Raw genomic sequence first — 17,937 nt, forward strand, 5'->3', positions numbered from 1 at the left:
TCCCAACGAACCCCTCCCCAAGCTGCGAGAGGCGCAACGCATGTCCAAAGGCGACAAGAAGAAGAAGTCCATCCACCTCATCGGCGTCGACATCGGCGGCACAGGAATCAAGGGTGGCATCGTCGATCTCAAGAAGGGGAAGCTAGTCGGCGACCGGGTCCGCATCGACACGCCCCAGCCTGCCGCGCCGGAGCCGGTGGCCGAAGTAGTCGCGCGGGTTGTCGAGGAGCTCTCCAACCGGGAGGGCGCACCGGACCGCCATACCCCGGTCGGGGTCACGTTCCCCGGGATCATCCAGCATGGTGTGGCCTACTCGGCCGCCAATGTCGACAAGTCGTGGATCGACTTCGAGATCGACAAGTTCTTCAGCGAACGGCTGGGACGCCCGGTCGAGGTCATCAACGACGCCGATGCTGCGGGCCTTGCCGAGGTGCGGTACGGCGCTGGCAAGGGAGTCGACGGCACCGTCCTCGTCATCACGCTGGGCACGGGTATCGGCTCAGCCTTCGTGTTCGACGGCAAGCTCGTCCCCAATGCCGAGCTGGGTCACCTCGAGGTCGATGGCTTCGATGCCGAAAGCAAGGCCTCGGCGGTCGCCCGCGAGCGTGACGGCATCGGCTGGGAGGATTACAGCGTCCGCCTCCAGCGCTACTTCTCGCACGTCGAATTCCTGTTCTCGCCGGAGCTGTTCATCGTGGGCGGCGGGATCTCGAAGCGCGCCGACGAATACCTCCCGCGGCTCAAGCTCCGAACCCCGATCATCCCCGCGGAGCTCAAGAACGAAGCCGGCATTGTGGGAGCGGCACTGCAGGTCGCTATCCATCACAAGCTCAAGAAATAGCCGAAAACCAGAAGAAGTGGCAGGAGGGGTCCGTTTTACCGGTCCCCTCCTGCCACTTCTGGCATCTGCTGCGTCAGTCCTCGTCGAAGGCGTCGTCGGCAGTCGCCTCGGCATGCTCGGAGCGCAGGAGTTCGATGGCAGCCTCGAAATCTTCGAGCGAATCGAACGACTGATACACGCTCGCGAAGCGAAGATAGGCAACATGGTCGAGCTTGCGCAGAGGCCCGAGGATGGCAAGACCAACCTCGTGGGCCTGGATCTCAGCGGCTCCGCTCCCCCGGACGGTCTCCTCAACCTCTTGGGCGAGCATCGCGAGATCATCTTCCGTGACAGGCCGGCCCTGACAGGCCTTCCGCACGCCGTTGATCACCTTTGAACGGCTGAAAGGCTCACCGACCCCAGAGCGCTTGACGACCGTGAGGCTCGTCGTCTCGATCGTCGTGAATCGGCGCCCGCACTTTGGACACTGCCGCCGCCGACGGATCGCAGAGCCATCGTCCTGAATGCGGCTGTCGACGACGCGAGAGTCGGGGTTACGGCAGAAGGGACAGTACATCCCTCAATTCTAGAGTTGGCACCGAGCACCGCCAAGGCGATGACCACTATATGTAGTGGTTGCCTCTACTAGGGACGGGGGTCGAAGGCGCGCTCCTCGAAGCGGCGGTCCACGGCATCGCCGTGCCCGGGCAGGTCTTCGGCATCGGAGAGGCTTCGGATGTGGCGGGCGACGGCGTCGAGGGCGGCCTCGCTGTAATCGATGATCTGCACGGCCTTGAGGAACGTCGCAACGTTCAAGCCCGAGGAAAAGGCCGCGGTCCCGCTCGTGGGAAGCACATGATTGGACCCTGCGGTGTAGTCGCCGAGGCTCACGGGGCTGTAGTCGCCTACGAAGATCGCCCCCGCGTTACGGATCCTGGTGGCCACCTCTGCGGCGTCTGCCGTCATGACCTCTAGGTGCTCGGCGGCGTACGCGTCGCACACCGCGATGCCCGCGTCGACGTCATCCACGAGGACTGCGCCCGACTGCCGCCCGGACAGCGCAGTGAGCACCCGCTCGCGGTGTTTCGTCACCTCGGCCTGCTCAAGCAGCTGGGCGCGTACGGCCTCGATGAGTTCAGGCGAGTCCGTCACGAGGACAGATCCGGCCCTCGTATCGTGCTCAGCCTGACTGATCAGATCTACCGCTACGAGCTCGGGCCGGGCAGTGCAGTCGGCGAGGATGGCAATCTCTGTCGGACCGGCCTCGGCGTCGATACCCACGATCCCCTTGACCAGACGCTTCGCCGTCGCGACGAAGATGTTCCCAGGGCCAGTGACCACGTCGGCTGGCTCGATGGACGGCAACGGCCCCTCCGAGTCCTCAGCAGCGGGGATGCCGTAGGCGAACGTGACCACCGCCTGCGCGCCGCCGATCGCGTACACCTCATCGATCCCCAGCAGGGCAGCCGCGGCGAGGATTGTGGGGTGCGGGAGCCCGCCGTTGTCGCGCTGCGGGGGCGAGGCGAGGGCGATCGAACCAACGCCCGCGGCTTGAGCCGGGATCACGTTCATGATGACCGAGGACGGGTAGACAGCGAGGCCGCCTGGCACGTAGAGCCCGACGCGGCGCACGGGCACCCAGCGCTGCGTGACGGTGGCTCCGTCGCCCGGCCTGACCGTCACGTCAGCCGGCCGTTGGGCCTCGGCGAACAGACGCGCACGCCGGATCGACTCCTCGAGTGCGGCCCTGACCGAAGGATCGACGGCTTCGAGGGCATGCTTGATTGCCTCAGCCGGGACGCGCGGGTGCCGCTGCGCCACGCCGTCGAACTTCTCGGCGAACATCGACAGCGCCGCGAACCCGCCGGAACGGACGTCCGCAATGATGCCCCGCACTGCGTCCTCAACCGCCGCGCCCTGCTCAGCCTCGAGGCGTGGCACGAGAGCCCGGAGTTCGGCGAGGCCGAGGCTCCTGCCCCTGAGGTCGATCGTGCGGAAGTCGAGGGCGGGTGCTGGCGATGTCACCCGCTCAGTCTACGTGCCCGAGCGCTCAGCGGCGTGTGGGAGGGCTCCACAGGACGGTCACAAGCGCGAGGACGACAATCGCCACGATGGCCGGCCATAGGGCGAGTGCGCTGAGCGTGTCGAGCCCGAATGCAGAGCCGTCAACCTTGGGATCCGTGCGGGAGGAACCGATTACCCGGCCGAGGCCGGTTCCGGTCAGCCACATGAGCAGGCTGCCCAACCCCGAGCCGACGAGCACGGCCAGGTAGCGGGCGGCGAAGCCGAAGCGCACGTGGGCGCGGACCACGAAAATCACGACGACGACCGCAGCGAGCGCACCAAGGCCCGCGAACACGAGGTCCCGAGGGAGCCAGTCCTGATAGTTCGAACCATCGCCGTAGAGGCGTCCGCCCGGGGCGGCGAGCCACCACACGACACCGAGCACGATTCCCGCTACAAGGGGCGCGAGCAGCCAACGGAGAACGACCGGCCACCCAGGCCAGAGGCGCGGCTCATGCATCAAGGCAAGCGGGGCCGAGGAGGACCTTGAGGTCTCCGAAGAGTGCGGGGTTCGGGTTCACGCGCAGATGGACTCCTAGCTTCATGACCTCGATACTCCGCGTCCCGTGGAGGCGGAGCTGTACTTCGCTGTGGCCGGGATGCGTCTTGAGCACCTCGCCGAGCCGCGTTACCACGCGTTCTGTAGCTTTGTGGGTCGGCATCGAAATGACGACGGGGCCGCCGTCGGCCTGGCTCAGGTCAGGGACGGTGAGTTCCATCGCGCTCAGCATGACGGCGCCGTCGTCCCTTCGCTGGAGGCGACCCTTGACGACGACGATGAGGTCCTCGGCGAGGATCGACGAAATGGGACCGTAGACCTGGCCGAAGAACATGACCTCCATAGAGGCACCCAGATCCTCGATTTCGGCCCGCGCGTAGGCGTTGCCGCTCGCCTTCGCGATGCGTCGACTGAGCGAGGTGATCATGCCGGCGATGGTGACGATCGCGCCGTCGGCCGGTCCTTCATCTGAGATGAGCTGAGAGATCGCATGATCTGCGTGGCCCTCGAGCACCCCCTCGAGACCTTGGAGCGGGTGGTCTGAGACGTACAGCCCGAGCATGTCCCGCTCGAACGCGAGGCGGTCCTTCTTCTCCCACTCGGGAAGGTCAGGGATCTCGACCGCGAGCCCCGATGAGAGATCTCCGTCGGCACCGCCGTCGAACGCGCTGAAGAGGTCGAACTGGTTGGCTGCCTCGTTGCGCTTGAGGATGATGACCGCGTCGACCGCCTCTTCGTGGATCATCGCAAGGGAGCGGCGCGGGTGCCCGAGGGAATCGAACGCACCCGCCTTGATGAGCGATTCGATGGTCCGCTTGTTGCAGACGACGGCCGGGACCTTCTGAAGGAAGTCGCTGAACCCCGTGAACGCCCCCTTCTCCTCGCGGGCCTCGACCATCGAGTGCACGACGTTCGCGCCAACGTTGCGAATCGCGCCCATGCCGAAGCGGATGTCGTTCCCGACCGGGGTGAAGTTGAGGGCCGACTCGTTGACATCCGGCGGCAGGACAGTGATGCCCATCCGCCGGCACTCGTTGAGGTACATAGCGCACTTGTCCTTGTCGTCACCGACGGAGGTAAGGAGTGCGGCCATGTACTCAGCCGGATAGTGGGCCTTGAGGTAGGCGGTCCAATACGAGACGACGCCGTACGCCGCCGAGTGAGCCTTGTTGAAGGCGTAATCGGAGAAGGGCAGCAGGATGTCCCAGAGGGTCTTGACCGCCTCGGCCGAGTAGCCGCGCTCGCGCATACCGGACGAGAAGCCCTCGAACTGCTTGTCCAGCTCGGACTTCTTCTTCTTGCCCATCGCTCGGCGGAGGATGTCGGCTTGGCCGAGCGAGTAGCCGGCAAGCTTCTGGGCGATGGCCATGACCTGCTCTTGGTACACGATCAGGCCATAGGTACCGCCGAGGATGTCCGCCAGAGGCTCCGCGAGCTCTGGGTGGATCGGAGTGATCTCCTGCAGCCCGTTCTTGCGGAGTGCGTAGTTGGTATGGGCGTTCGCGCCCATCGGCCCGGGGCGGTAGAGGGCGAGGACGGCGGAGATGTCCTCGAAGTTGTCGGGCCGCATGAGCTTGAGGAGGGACCGCATAGGGCCGCCATCAAGCTGGAACACCCCCAGAGTGTCGCCGCGCGCGAGCAGCTCGTAAGACGCGGCGTCGTCTAGCGCGAGGCGCTCGAGGTCGAGGTCCTCCCCTCGGTTGAGCTTGATGTTGTCCAGGGCGTCCGTGATGATCGTGAGGTTCCTCAGGCCGAGGAAGTCCATCTTGATGAGGCCGAGGCCTTCGCAGGTCGGATAGTCGAACTGCGTGATGACCTGGCCGTCCTGCTCGCGGCGCATGATCGGGACGATGTCGATGAGTGGATGCGACGACATGATGACGCCAGCGGCGTGCACGCCCCACTGACGCTTGAGCCCTTCGAGGCCGAGAGCGGTCTCGAAGACCCGCTGCGCATCGGCGTCGGAGCGCAGAAGCTCCCGCATCTCCTCGGCCTCGCCGTAGCGTTTGGCCTCCGGATTGTGGATATCCGCGAGCGGCATGCCCTTGCCCATGACGTCGGGCGGCATGGCCTTCGTGAGACGCTCGCCTACGGAGAAGGGGTAGCCGAGCACCCGGGACGAGTCCTTGAGCGCCTGCTTCGCCTTGATGGTCCCGTAGGTCACGATCATGGCAACCCTGTCGTCACCGTACTTCTCGGTGACGTACTTGATCACTTCCGGTCGACGGCGATCATCGAAGTCGACGTCGAAGTCGGGCATCGAGACGCGGTCAGGATTGAGGAAGCGCTCGAAGATGAGGCCGTGGTCCAGCGGATTCAGGTCCGTGATGCGCATCGCGTACGCGGCCATCGAGCCAGCACCCGAACCGCGACCGGGACCGACCCGGATTCCGTGGTCCTTCGCCCAGTTGATGAAGTCAGCGACCACAAGGAAGTAGCCCGGGAAGCCCATCTGGGTGATGATCCCGATTTCGTACTCCGCCTGCTTGCGGACGGCATCCGGGATTCCGTTCGGGAAGCGATAGTGCAGACCGCGCTCGACCTCCTTGACGAACCACGTTTCCTCGTTCTCCCCCTCAGGGCAGGGGTAGCGCGGCATGTAGCTCGCCTTGGTGTTGAACTCGACGTTGCACCGTTCGGCGATGAGCAGCGTGTTGTCGCAGGCGTCGGGATGGTCGCTGAAGATCGCCCGCATCTCCGCCGGGGACTTGAGGTAGAACTCATCGGCGTCGAACTTGAACCGCTTGGGGTCGGCAAGCGTGGAGCCAGACTGAACGCAGAGGAGCGCCGCGTGGCTCGATGCGTCCTCGGCATGGGTGTAGTGGAGATCGTTGGTCGCGACGAGTGGGAGACCCAGATCCTTCGCGAGCTTGATGAGATCCGCCTGTACCCCACGTTCGATGTCGAGGCCGTGGTCCATGACCTCGCAGAAGAAGTTCTCGTGCCCGAAGATCTCGCGGAACTCTGCCGCGGCCTCTCGGGCCTCCTTGTAGAGGCCGAGGCGGAGCTTGGTCTGGACCTCCCCCGAAGGGCAGCCTGTGGTGGCGATGAGGCCCTTGCCATAGGTCTGGAGCAGGTCCCGGTCCATGCGGGGCTTGTAGAGATAGCCCTCGAGGGAAGCGAGTGAGGACATGCGGAAGAGGTTGTGCATGCCTTGGGTGTTCTCAGCCCACATCGTCATGTGGGTGTAGGCGCCGGCACCAGAAACGTCGTCTCGACCGCCGTCTCCCCAGCGAACGCGGGTCTTGTCCTGCCGAGCCGTCCCTGGGGTGAGGTAGGCCTCCACACCGATGATGGGCTTGATGCCCGCGTCGGTCGCCTTCTTCCAGAAGTCGAAGGCACCGAAGACGAAACCATGGTCGGTCGTCGCGACGGCGTTCATGCCCAGCTCTTCCGCATGGCTGAACAAGTCACCCAGACGCGCCGCGCCGTCGAGCATCGAGTACTCGGTGTGGTTGTGGAGATGGACGAACGACCCGGTGGAACTCACTGCTCCAGTCTAGGCTCGAGGCCCGACAGCTTAAGGGCGCTCGCCGCGCAGCGTGTCGATCGCGAACTGCAGGTCGGCCGGGTACGGGCTCGTCACCTGCACCCACTCCCCCGTTCGAGGATGCGCGAAGCCCAGGCGGTGTGCATGCAGCCACTGGCGCGTGAGGCCGAGCTCTGCCGCGAACCTCGGATCGGCGCCGTAGGTGAGGTCACCCGCGCAGGGATGGTGGAGCGCCGAGAAGTGGACTCGAATCTGGTGGGTCCGGCCGGTCTCAAGGTGGATCTCGACGAGGCTCGCCCGCCCGAAGGCTTCAAGCACCTCATAGTGCGTGACCGACGCGCGGCCGTCCTCGACGACCGCAAAGCGCCAGTCGTATCCCGGATGCCGCCCAATAGGGGCATCGATCGTGCCTTCAAGGGGATCCGGCAGCCCCTGAACTACCGCGTGGTAGACCTTGTCCACCGTCCGTTCCTTGAAGGCACGCTTGAGCGCGGTGTAGGCAGGCTCGGTCTTCGCCACGACCATCGCTCCAGAGGTCCCTACATCGAGCCGGTGGACGATCCCTGCGCGCTCCGGCGCGCCCGACGTTGAGATGCGGAAACCGTCAGCCGCGAGACCACCCACCACCGTAGGCCCCACCCAGCCAGGAGAAGGGTGCGCGGCAACGCCCACGGGCTTGTCCACGACCACGAACTCCTCGTCGTCAAGGAGGATCTCGAGGCCGTCCACGTGCTCCACCACCACTTCCAGGGGATCCCGCCGCTCGGGCGCATCAATTTCGATCACTTCGCCGGCCGCGAGTCGCCCCGACTTGGCCAAGGGCCGGCCCGCTGCGGTCACATGACCACCGGCCAAGAGTTGGGCGGCGGCAGAACGCGAAACGCCCAGCAACGCCGAGAGGCCGGCGTCCGCCCGCAGCCCGGCGAGCTCCTCCGGCACGCTGTGCCGCTCAGGCACCCGGCGCCTCGCCGCCGTCGTCCGTGGCTTCTTGGTCTTGACGCTCCCGGGAGCCCTTCCCATGGCGGCTTCCATCTGCGCCGATGCCGAGCAGCGTGAGGAGGCAGATGAGCGCCACACCGGTCACGACCGCCGAATCCGCGAGGTTGAAGATGGCGAAGTTCGGCAGCTGGATAAAGTCGACGACGTGCCCCATGCCGAAGGAAGGCTCGCGGAACAGCCTATCGGTGAGGTTGCCGAGCGCACCTCCCAGTACGAGCCCCAACGCCACCGCCCACCCGATGGAACGCACGCGCCGCGCAAAGACGATGATCGCGATCGCGACGACGGTCATGATGATGCTGAAGACCCATGTGACGTTCTCACCGATGGAGAATGCCGCGCCGGAGTTGCGGATGTAGTACCAGTGCAGGAGCGGTGGGAGCACCGGTATGCGTTCCCCCTCCACCATCGTGCTCGAGACCCAGTACTTCGTGGTCTGGTCGAGCAGGTACGCAAAGGCAGCCAGGGCGCCGAGGACCGTGAGGGCCTTGCGAGACGCGCGGCGCCTCGCAGGCGCCGGCTGCTGGTTCCGCGGAGGCGTCACCGAGGAGGAGTTGTCCATACTGCTTTCCGTCGACATGCCGAAGCCGGCGGCCGCTGTGAACGCGGCCGCCGGCTCGGGAATTCGGGTCTTAGACCTCGGCGTTGTCCGGGATCTCGCTCGACACGACCGAGCCCCGTGCGTCGAGATCGCGGAGCTGGCCCTCGATGTAGGCCTTCAGGCGAGCGCGGTAGTCGCGCTCGAACCCACGGAGCTGCTCGACCTTGCGCTCGAGCACTGAGCGCTGCTGCTCAAGAGCGCCGAGCGTCTTGCGCGACTTCTCCTGCGCCTCGTTGACAAGGCTGCTCGCCTCGATCTGCGCCTCGGCGATGATCTTGTCTCGCTGGTCGATGCCATCCTGCACGTGCTTGTCGTGCATCTGCTGAGCCATGGCGAGAAGTCCGGCGGCAGATTCGGCCGTCTGGTTCACGTTCGACTGCGCGGGGGCGGGAGCCTGCGCAGCAACCGGCTCGGGCTTTGCGACCTCGGCCGGCTTGGTCTCCTGCGCGGCAGGCTTCTCGGCAGGAACAGCGGCGCCGCCCTTCGAGGTGAGCTCGGCGACCTTCTTGCGAAGCTCGTCGTTCTCCTGATTCAGACGGCGGAGCTCAATGACGATCTCATCAAGAAAGTCATCAACCTCGTCCTGGTCGTATCCCTCGCGGAACTTCGTCGGCTGGAAACGCTTGTTGACGACATCTTCTGGCGTCAGAGCCATCTGCTCACCTCTTTGGTCTAGTCAGTCAGGGGCTTGCGCCACCCTGACTACCGTAACTGACTTGCGCCCGCACGCTCCACTTCGCGGCTCAAGCCGCAGCGTGGCGTCGGGACTCTGCTATGAAACTACGCGAGATTCCTAACGATTGCCATAGCGATGTTGACAGCGATCGCCAGGACGATAAAGCCGAGATCGAGACTCATGGAGCCGACCCGGACTGGCCGGAAGAGGCGCCGCGACAGCCGCATAGGCGGATCTGTCACCGAGTAGATTGCGCTCGCCGCGACGAGCGATGCTCCTCTGGGCCGCCAAGACCGGGCGAAAGACTGCACCCAGTCGTAGACCAGCCGCCCCAGGAGCGCCACAAAGAACAGCTCAAGGAGCAGGTAGACAACAGCCCAAAGAATGCTCACGAAACTCAGCTCTGGTTGAAGAAGGTGGCCTGCCCGTCGCTGACCTTCTTGTCCTCGCCGAGAACCTCGATGCTCGCGGGAGTGAGGAGGAAGACCTTGTTCGTGACACGCTCGATGCTGCCGTGAAGGCCGAAGACGAGGCCCGCCGAGAAGTCCACGAGACGCTTCGCGTCGGCCTCACCCATGTCGGTCACATTCATGATGACCGGGATGCCGTCGCGGAAGCTCTCGCCGATCACCTTGGCGTCGTTGTAGGAACGCGGGTGCACGGTCGTGATTTGGCGGAGGCCGGAGTCCTCGCGGACTGCGGCGGCGCGCTTGATGGGCGTCACGGGGGCGCGGTACTCCTCTACTTCGGCCGCAGCGGGCTCGCGGGTGGCAAGCGCCTGACGGCGTTCTTCGCGCTCGGTGTGCACCGGCTTGTCCTCTTCCGTACGTACGTGTTCCGTGCGGGCGTTCTGGGGCTCAGCCTCGAACTGCTCATCGCTGTCCGCGAGGCCGAGGTAAACCATGGTCTTCCGCATAACTCCGGCCATGCTCGACTCCTGTACTCGGGCCGCGCGGTCCTCGTGCACCGGGTCCCGGCCCTAAAGGTCCCGACTCTTCGACGCTACAACACGCGGGGCCGCGGACCGAGCACATCGGTGCCGATCCGAACGTGTGTCGCACCTGCTGCAATCGCCTGCTCCAGATCCTGGCTCATGCCTGCAGACACCATGGTCGCATGCGGATGGTTCTTTCGCAGTTCAGCCGCGCAGTCCGCCAGCCGGGCGAAAGCCCGCGCCGGATCTTCGCCGAGCGGCGCGACCGCCATGATGCCCGCAAGGCGCAGAGCCGGGGATGACTCGATGGCCTCTGCCAGCGCAGCGACCTCTGCCGGCAGGGCACCGCCGCGGCCGGGGGCTGCGTCTTCGTCGAGGTTGACCTGAATCAGGCACGCGAGCGGTGGGCGGCCCTCGCGCGCAGGATCTGAGGCGGCAGCCTTGGCGAGCGCCGTCGCAAGCGCGGGGCGGTCCACCGAATGGACCACGTCGGCGTATCGCACGACGCTCTTGGCCTTGTTCGTCTGGAGTTGGCCGATGAAGTGCCACGAGAGGCCTAGGCCAGCGAGCTCACGGGCCTTTGCCGAAGCCTCCTGGTCCCGGTTCTCTCCCACGTCGGCGACGCCGAGTTCGGCCAGGGCACGAACATCACTCGCCGGGTGGAACTTTGTGACCACGATGAGCTTGGGCACCTCGATACGGCCGGCAGCGCGCGATGCACTCTCGATGCGCTCTTGCACACGCGCGAGATTGGAGGCGAGTTCTGCCCGGCGTTCTGCCGTTGGGAGGGACCCTGTCTCAGCCACGGGACCACACGATCCCTGCGAACCTACCCTCGCCGGGCGCGCGCCGATGCGAGAACAGGCGCGCTTCCTCCATCGTGCAGGCCGCGGCCTCCGTATGCCCTGGGACACCCAAGTCGACCAGCTGGGCCATGACGCCAGCAGGCAGATCGAGAGCCGGCGTTCCCCAAGAGGTCGTGGAGGCCGTCCCCGGAACGAGCGCCGCGACCTCATCGCGGAGCGAAGCGGGAACTTCGTAGCAATGGCCGCAGATGCTCGGACCGATCCAGGCTTCGATGTCCGAGACTCCCCGCCCTCGAAGGGCTTCGATCGCGGCCCTCACGACTCCACCTGCGAGCCCGACGCGGCCAGCGTGAACGGCACCGACAGCAGTGCTGCCGTCGGCAAACTGGCCAGCGAGAAGTATCGGCACGCAGTCGGCGACCATGACGGCCACTGGGAGGCCTCGTGAGAGCAGCGCGTCGGCCACGGGGGCATCCCCGCCCTCCTCTGCCCATACCACCGTCGAGCCGTGGACCTGTTCCATGTAGTGCACGCGCTCGGCGTCAACCGCGGCCGCGAGGGCCGAACGATGACTGCGGACGCCGTCGTCGTCCGAACCGACGTGGAAGGCGAGATTTCCCGCTGCGAGCTGGGTGAAGGCGGCGGTGACGCCGGGACGGATGTCCCGGCGCCACCAGAAGATGTCCCCTGTGACGGCGCTCTCCGGGGCCTGCCCGGACGTGCGCGAGGTCACTTCAGGAAATCGGGCACGTCGAGGTCGTCGCGCGAACCGGTCAGATCGTGCTCGACCACGGCGGGCAGCTCGACGTCGAACCCGGAATCTGCCGGGGTGGTGTGCGACTGGCTCCACTGGCTGAGCCCGTTGTGGCCCTGGGCGGGCTGGGCAACAGGCCGCGTCGGCGCCTGCTGCTGGCCAGCAGACGACGGCGGAGCGGCCGGAGCGGGAGGGGTCGCCTTGGCCTTGGTGTCCTCGAGCGACGGCGACGTCGCCTTGACGTCGTCGAAGCCTGCCGCGATCACGGTGACGCGTGCTTCGTCGCCGAGCGCGTCGTCGATCACGGCACCGAAGATGATGTTTGCCTCGGGGTGCGCGACTTCCTGGACCAGACGGGCCGCCTCGTTGATCTCGAACAGGCCGAGATCGCTGCCGCCCTGGATCGACAGCAGCACGCCGTGCGCGCCGTCGATCGATGCCTCGAGGAGCGGCGACGCGATTGCGAGCTCAGCTGCCTTGACCGCACGGTCCTCGCCGCGCGCCGAGCCGATGCCCATGAGAGCCGAGCCAGCGCCCTGCATGACCGACTTGACGTCGGCGAAGTCGAGGTTGATGAGGCCTGGGGTGGTGATGAGGTCCGTGATGCCCTGAACGCCGGAAAGCAGGACCTGATCGGCGGAGCGGAAGGCATCGAGGACCGAGACGTTACGGTCGCTGATCGAGAGCAGCCGGTCGTTGGGGATCACGATGAGGGTGTCCACCTCGTCGCGAAGCGCCTCGATCCCGTTCTCGGCCGAAGTCGCCCGGCGGCGGCCTTCGAACGTGAACGGACGCGTGACGACGCCGATCGTGAGCGCGCCGAGCGACCGTGCGATGCGGGCGACGACGGGGGCACCGCCCGTACCGGTGCCACCACCCTCGCCGGCGGTGACGAAGACCATGTCGGCCCCCCGCAGGACCTCCTCGATCTCGTCCGCGTGATCCTCGGCCGCCTGACGGCCGACCTCGGGGTTGGCGCCGGCGCCGAGACCGCGAGTAAGCTCGCGCCCGACGTCGAGCTTGACGTCCGCGTCGCTCATGAGCAGCGCCTGGGCGTCCGTGTTGATGGCGATGAATTCCACACCTCGCAGACCGACTTCGATCATGCGGTTGACTGCGTTCACGCCACCGCCGCCGATGCCGACGACCTTGATGACGGCCAAGTAGTTCTGCGGTGCTGCCACGTTGAGTGTCCCTTGTTCGAAAGCCTGCTAGTTCTGCAAGAGGCTGGATCCCACAACCTTAACCCTCAACTCGAAGGTTATAGTTATGTCAACTAGCTCTTGGTGAAGACGGTATTTCCCGCGATTCGCGCACGCAACGACCGTTACAGCGTGTCGCCTCTGTTGGTTCGGGCTTACCGGGTCACCGGATGCCACGGCGTGCTCACGTCGAACACGTTCACGGGCGCCTGCCCCTGTGGAGGATTCTGGGCGCTCTTCATGAGCGCCTCGAGGACTTTGGCCTTGAGGTCGCGGTCCTGGCTGTTCCCCCAGACAACAGTCTGGCCGTTCGAGAGCTTGAGCTGCACGGAGTCCACGGATGAGGCCGAAGCAGTCGCCAGCTGGCCGAGGACATCCGCCGGGAGCGCTGAGAGCACACCCGTGACCGCCAGAAATGTGTCGTGCGACATGTGCGCGCCCTGCGGGTCGATCACCGGAACAGGGTAGGCGGAGGGATCTTTCGCCGTCGCGATCTGGACGCCGTCACCGTCCACGACGGAGAACCCATCCGCCTGCTTCACGAGCGCCACTGGCACCCGCTCGACAACCGTCACGAGCAGCGTATTCGGTGGGACGGCCCGGCTCTCGACAGACTTGACCTGGACGATCGGGGCGACGAGACGGCTCACATCCGAGGGAGCGACGAGCGGCAGCGGCTTTCCCTTCAGGGGCGCGAGAGCAGCTTGTACCTGGGCCGGCGTCAGCATCTTCGTTCCCTCGACCGTGATCGTGTGCACCGCAAGGACCGGGGTGAAGAGCACCAAGCCCATGACGGCCGCGACGACGGCGGCGAGGGAGACGACGGCGAGGACCACGCGGCGTCGGACGCGCTTCGCGCGGGGAACGGGAAAGGCGAGAACGTCGGGCGATTCGGTACTCGCGGCCCTCCCTGCCTCCGGCGCACGCCTCCCGAGGAGGCGTGCCGGATTCAGCGATTGCCGCCCTTTGGCCGGCTCCCGGCGTGCCGTCGTGGCCTGCTCCCGGCTCCGGCTCGGGCGCGTAGGCGCCTCTTCATCGGGCTCCTCGCGGCGATCGCCAACCGGGTGGAGCACCGTCACCTTCGCCGAACGGCCCACAGAGACGCGACCCGCAGCCGAGCCCTCAGGGCCAGCCGAGACAGGCGCCGGTTCGTTGAACGAGGGTGCGTCGAACTGCTCTCGGTAGTCGTCCTCTCGGGACGACGGAGACCCCGATGACCCCACGCGGGGCACCCGCGGTTTGCGTGGACTAGGCGCCATTGTCGGATTCCCCTCTTCCGCCCGGCCCTTCGAGCGCCTCAAGAAGAAGAGGCCCGAGGGCGGTCACATCGCCGGCTCCGACGGTGAGAACAATGTCCCCAGGCACAGCGAGAGCAGCGAGCTCGGCGACGGCTTGGGGCGCGGACGGCGCATACGATCCCGCGGGCAGCCCGTCTGTCACGAGCTGGCTCGTGACGCCCGGAATCGGGTCCTCGCGGGCAGGATAGATGTCAAGCACACGTACCGTGTCAGCTGCGGAAAGCGCGGCCGCGAACTGCCCGGCGAACTCGCGTGTGCGCGAGAAGAGGTGCGGCTGGAACAGGACATGCACGCGGCCCTCCCCCGCGACTCCGCGCGCCGCCTCGAGGGCCGCGCGTACCTCAGTCGGGTGGTGGGCGTAGTCGTCGTAGACCCTGACGCCGCGAGCTTCGCCCTTGAATTCGAAGCGGCGTGCAGCACCGCTGAAGGTAGCGAGCGACGCCGCCGCTGCCTCCGGCTGCGCGCCCAGGCCAACGACGACGGCGGCGAACGCACCCGCCGCGTTGAGCGCGTTGTGCGTTCCCGGGACGGACAGCGGAAGCGGAACCTTGCCGCCCTCCCATTCGAGGGATGGGCCGCTCGGCTCCAGCAGGAGCCGCACATCGGCGTCCGCCGAGGTCCCGTACAGGAGAACCCTCGGACGGCCACCGAGTGCGGCGCGCCGCCGTTCGGCGACGCCACGGGCGCCAGCGTCGTCGCCGCACGCTACAAGCAGGCCCTCGGACGGCAGCAGCCCGGCGAACTCGTCGAAGGCCGCATGCACGGCTTCCGCCGTTCCGTAATGGTCCAAATGGTCGGCCTCGACGTTCGTGATGACCTCGACGAGCGGCCGATAATTGAGGAAGGAGGCATCCGACTCGTCTGCCTCCGCGACGAAGATGTCGGTCGCCCCGTGGGCTGCATTGACGCCAAGGGCAGGGATGTTGGCGCCGATCGCGAAGCTCGGGTCGAGGCCCGCTCCGCGGAGCATCCACGCGGCCATCGACGTCGTCGTCGTCTTGCCGTGCGTTCCGGCGACCGCGAGGACACGGCTGCCCGCCATGGCAGCGGCGAGCGCCTCGGAGCGGTGCAGAACGCGAAGCCCCCGGGCCCGCGCCTCGACAAGCTCCGGGTTCTCGGGCCGGATCGCCGAACCAGCCACAACCGTCTCGGCGTCGACGAGATTGCGCGCGTCATAGCCGACGGCGATCCGCGCACCGAGGCGCGCGAGATCGCGCATTACAGGCAGGTCCTTTGCGTCAGAACCGCTGACGACTACACCCCTCGCGACCATCACCCTTGCAACGGCAGACATGCCGACGCCGCCGACGCCGACGAAATGGACGCGCCCGAGTTCCGCGAGGGCAGTGCCCACCTCGCTCGCGCGGGGCCCGTCCCGGTCGGTCCTGTTCTCGCCGTTCATGCCTGAGCCGCCTCCATCACCATCTCCGCCATCGCATCATCCGCGTCGCGGACGCCGAGGGCTCTCGCTCGCGCCGCCATTTCCTTGAGCCTGACTGGGTCGGCGACGAGCGGCAGGACTTCGCGTTCGAGCCACGCTGGGGTGAAGTCCGAATCCCGAACAAGCAGGGCTGCGCCGGCTTCGACCAGCCCGCGGGCGTTGAGTGCCTGCTCGCCATTGCCGATCGGAAGCGGAACGAACACGGCAGGGAGCCCAACGGCTGCCACCTCGCAGACCGTCCCCGCGCCCGCGCGGCAAACGAGCAGATCGGCAGCGGCGTAGGCCAGTTCCATGCCGTCGACGTACTCGACCTGGTGGTAGCCCTCCGCCGCGAGGGGCACGCCGTCGTCGTCCATGAGGCCCTTGCCGCGCCCCGTGATGTGGAGCGTCTGGATGCCCGCCCGGGAAAGGGCCTCCACAGCCTCTGCCAAGGTCCGGTTGATGCTCAAGGCGCCCGACGAGCCGCCCGTGACAACGAGCGTAGGCCGCTCCGGATCAAGGCCCAGCCCGCGCCGTGCAGCCGTGCGCTCCGCGTCACGGTCCAGCTGGGACACCTCCCGCCGCATTGGCATGCCCACGAGTCGCGCATGCCGGAGCTTCGTCTCCGGGAACGCCTTCCCGACCTGCTCGGTGAAGAGAGCGCCGACCCGGTTGGCGAGCCCAGCACGAGTGTTCGCCTCGTGGATCACAATAGGGGTTCCGCGGCGGCGTGCCGCGATGTACATGGGGGTGCAGACGTAGCCGCCGACGCCCACAAGCACGTCCGCGTCTGCCTGCTCGAGGACCTCGGTCGCTTGACGCACGGCGCCCGCGAGTCGCCGCGGCAGGCGGACGAGGTCAATGCTCGGCCGGCGTGGGAGGGGAACGCGATCGATCGTCGCGAGTTCGAATCCGGCCTCTGGGACGAGCCTCGTCTCCATGCCCGATGCCGTCCCGACGGCGACGATCTTCGCCGCAGGCTCCCGCCGGACGACGGCCCTGGCAATCGCCAAGAGAGGGCTGATGTGGCCAGCGGTTCCTCCGCCGGCGAGGACGACGGACGGTCCGGACGGCGAGGCGTGCACGGGCATCCCAGTAAAGTCCTCAGAGGGCATTGCTATGTGGTGACCTTCCGCTTCGTCGCCGTCTGCGACTTCCCTGCACGGCCGAAGAGGCGCTTCGGGCGCTCGCCGCCCTCGGGCTTTATCTCCTCGCGGGCCAGAGACAAGACTACGCCGATGGCGCAGAGACAGCTCACGAGCGCCGAACCGCCTGAGGATATGAAGGGAAGCGGGACGCCGATGACTGGTAGGAGGCCCGTGACCATCGCCATGTTGAGGGCTGCTTGGCCGAGGATCCACGCCATGATGGTGCCGGCAAGGACGCGCGGGAAGAGCTCCTTCTGGCGTACTACCACCCGGAAGATCGCGATCGCGAGGACGGCGAAGAGGGCGAGGACGAGCAGCGTTCCGAAGAGGCCGAGCTCTTCGCCGAGTACGGAGAAGATGAAGTCGTTCTGCGCTTCTGGAATCCAGTTGTACTTCTGCCGGCTCTGACCGAGCCCGACGCCGAGCCAGCCTCCCGAGGCGAGGCCCTGCAGCCCGTTCTGGACCTGGTATCCGAAGTCAGCGCCTTGGGTGCACATTGCGGGCGACTGTCCAAGCCACTCATAGATGCGGCACATGCGGTTCGCGCTCGTCACGGCGAAGCCGATGGCACCCACGCTCATCACGGCACAGGTCGCGACGAAGATCCGCGTCGGGATGCCGCCGAAGAAGAGGCCGGCGGTGACCACCAGCATGATCACGAGCGTCGTTCCGAGGTCGTGGCCCCAGATCACGAGTCCCGCGACAAGGAGTCCAATGGGGACGACAGGCACGAGGGCGTGGCCCCACCGGTCGAGAAGCTCTGACTTCTTGCTGAGGACGGTCGCCATCCAGAGGGCCAGGAGAAGCTTCGCGAATTCAGAGGGCTGAACGCTGAACCCAGCGACGTCGATCCAGTTTCGGTTGCCGAGCACCCGGCTGCCCACGACCTGCACGAGACCGAGCATTACGAGGGTGACCGCCATCCCGGGCCACGCGACCCGTTTGAGCCACCTGACATTGAAGCGGGAGATCACGAACATGCCGATCACGCCGAGCGCCCCGAAGAGTGCCTGCTTGATCGCCGCGCTGTAGGGGCTCTCGCCCAGCGAGATGCTCTCTACGCTCGAAGCCGAAAGCACCATCATGATGCCGATCGCCGTGAGCGCGAGCGTCGAGCCGAGAATCAGGTAGTAGCCCGCCCCTGCGCCCAGCCTGCCAGACCCCTCGAGGCGCCGCCACAGCGTCTGGGCCGTCCTCGCCGGACGCTCCTGCTGCGCTGTGGCCAT

The 17,937-nt window shown here is 66.6% G+C and carries 17 protein-coding genes; 1 reads left to right on the forward strand and 16 read right to left on the reverse strand.

Features of this window, described 5'->3' with window-relative positions:
* Nucleotides 1-40: 40 nt before the first annotated feature.
* Nucleotides 41-841 (forward strand): polyphosphate--glucose phosphotransferase, encoded by an 801-nt coding sequence (ppgK, locus tag LK10_RS09950; RefSeq protein ID WP_043123055.1) that lies wholly within the window; start codon nt 41-43, stop codon nt 839-841.
* Between the two features lie 73 nt (nt 842-914).
* Here ppgK and nrdR read toward each other — a convergent pair whose 3' ends face one another.
* From nrdR to ftsW, 16 genes are all read right to left on the reverse strand, one after another.
* Nucleotides 915-1,397: a transcriptional regulator NrdR gene (gene nrdR / locus LK10_RS09955; protein WP_043123057.1), complete on the reverse strand. Its 483-nt coding sequence runs from the start codon at nt 1,395-1,397 to the stop codon at nt 915-917.
* A gap of 68 nt (nt 1,398-1,465) precedes the next feature.
* Nucleotides 1,466-2,845 carry a histidinol dehydrogenase gene (gene hisD / locus LK10_RS09960; protein WP_043123060.1) on the reverse strand — a complete coding sequence of 460 codons (1,380 nt, stop codon included), beginning with the start codon at nt 2,843-2,845 and terminating at the stop codon, nt 1,466-1,468.
* Between the two features lie 25 nt (nt 2,846-2,870).
* Nucleotides 2,871-3,344 (reverse strand): hypothetical protein, encoded by a 474-nt coding sequence (locus LK10_RS09965; protein WP_052207178.1) that lies wholly within the window; start codon nt 3,342-3,344, stop codon nt 2,871-2,873.
* The gene (gene dnaE / locus LK10_RS09970) at nt 3,337-6,873 is read right to left on the reverse strand and encodes a DNA polymerase III subunit alpha (RefSeq protein ID WP_043123062.1); all 3,537 of its coding nucleotides are present in this window, start codon (nt 6,871-6,873) and stop codon (nt 3,337-3,339) included. Before dnaE ends, LK10_RS09965 begins: the two co-directional genes overlap by 8 nt.
* Before the next feature lie 30 nt (nt 6,874-6,903).
* Complete coding sequence (locus LK10_RS09975) at nt 6,904-7,830, reverse strand: RluA family pseudouridine synthase (RefSeq protein WP_043123064.1); 927 nt, start codon at nt 7,828-7,830, stop codon at nt 6,904-6,906.
* Nucleotides 7,823-8,434, reverse strand: a complete 612-nt coding sequence (gene lspA, locus LK10_RS09980) for a signal peptidase II (protein WP_052207179.1) — start codon at nt 8,432-8,434, stop codon at nt 7,823-7,825. The genes LK10_RS09975 and lspA overlap by 8 nt, the downstream gene beginning before the upstream one ends.
* Nucleotides 8,435-8,504: 70 nt before the next feature.
* Nucleotides 8,505-9,128 carry a DivIVA domain-containing protein gene (locus LK10_RS09985; protein ID WP_043123067.1) on the reverse strand — a complete coding sequence of 208 codons (624 nt, stop codon included), beginning with the start codon at nt 9,126-9,128 and terminating at the stop codon, nt 8,505-8,507.
* A gap of 125 nt (nt 9,129-9,253) precedes the next feature.
* Entirely contained in the window at nt 9,254-9,541 is a 288-nt protein-coding gene (locus tag LK10_RS09990; RefSeq protein ID WP_043123068.1) for a YggT family protein, read from the reverse strand.
* Between the two features lie 5 nt (nt 9,542-9,546).
* On the reverse strand, nt 9,547-10,077 hold the full coding sequence (locus LK10_RS09995; protein ID WP_043123072.1) for a cell division protein SepF: 531 nt from the start codon (nt 10,075-10,077) through the stop codon (nt 9,547-9,549).
* Nucleotides 10,078-10,151: 74 nt separating this feature from the next.
* On the reverse strand, nt 10,152-10,889 hold the full coding sequence (locus tag LK10_RS10000) for a YggS family pyridoxal phosphate-dependent enzyme (RefSeq protein ID WP_043123074.1): 738 nt from the start codon (nt 10,887-10,889) through the stop codon (nt 10,152-10,154).
* Nucleotides 10,882-11,622 (reverse strand): polyphenol oxidase family protein, encoded by a 741-nt coding sequence (locus LK10_RS10005; protein WP_331377465.1) that lies wholly within the window; start codon nt 11,620-11,622, stop codon nt 10,882-10,884. The genes LK10_RS10000 and LK10_RS10005 overlap by 8 nt, the downstream gene beginning before the upstream one ends.
* Complete coding sequence (gene ftsZ, locus LK10_RS10010; RefSeq protein WP_043123076.1) at nt 11,619-12,827, reverse strand: cell division protein FtsZ; 1,209 nt, start codon at nt 12,825-12,827, stop codon at nt 11,619-11,621. Before ftsZ ends, LK10_RS10005 begins: the two co-directional genes overlap by 4 nt.
* A 173-nt stretch (nt 12,828-13,000) precedes the next feature.
* Complete coding sequence (locus LK10_RS10015) at nt 13,001-14,104, reverse strand: cell division protein FtsQ/DivIB (RefSeq protein WP_081998429.1); 1,104 nt, start codon at nt 14,102-14,104, stop codon at nt 13,001-13,003.
* Nucleotides 14,094-15,545: a UDP-N-acetylmuramate--L-alanine ligase gene (murC, locus tag LK10_RS10020; RefSeq protein ID WP_197061903.1), complete on the reverse strand. Its 1,452-nt coding sequence runs from the start codon at nt 15,543-15,545 to the stop codon at nt 14,094-14,096. The genes LK10_RS10015 and murC overlap by 11 nt, the downstream gene beginning before the upstream one ends.
* Entirely contained in the window at nt 15,542-16,654 is a 1,113-nt protein-coding gene (gene murG, locus LK10_RS10025; RefSeq protein WP_043123256.1) for an undecaprenyldiphospho-muramoylpentapeptide beta-N-acetylglucosaminyltransferase, read from the reverse strand. Before murG ends, murC begins: the two co-directional genes overlap by 4 nt.
* A 26-nt stretch (nt 16,655-16,680) precedes the next feature.
* Complete coding sequence (gene ftsW / locus LK10_RS10030; protein ID WP_052207181.1) at nt 16,681-17,937, reverse strand: putative lipid II flippase FtsW; 1,257 nt, start codon at nt 17,935-17,937, stop codon at nt 16,681-16,683.

Source organism: Sinomonas humi, assembly GCF_000802235.1.
Classification (GTDB): domain Bacteria; phylum Actinomycetota; class Actinomycetes; order Actinomycetales; family Micrococcaceae; genus Sinomonas; species Sinomonas humi.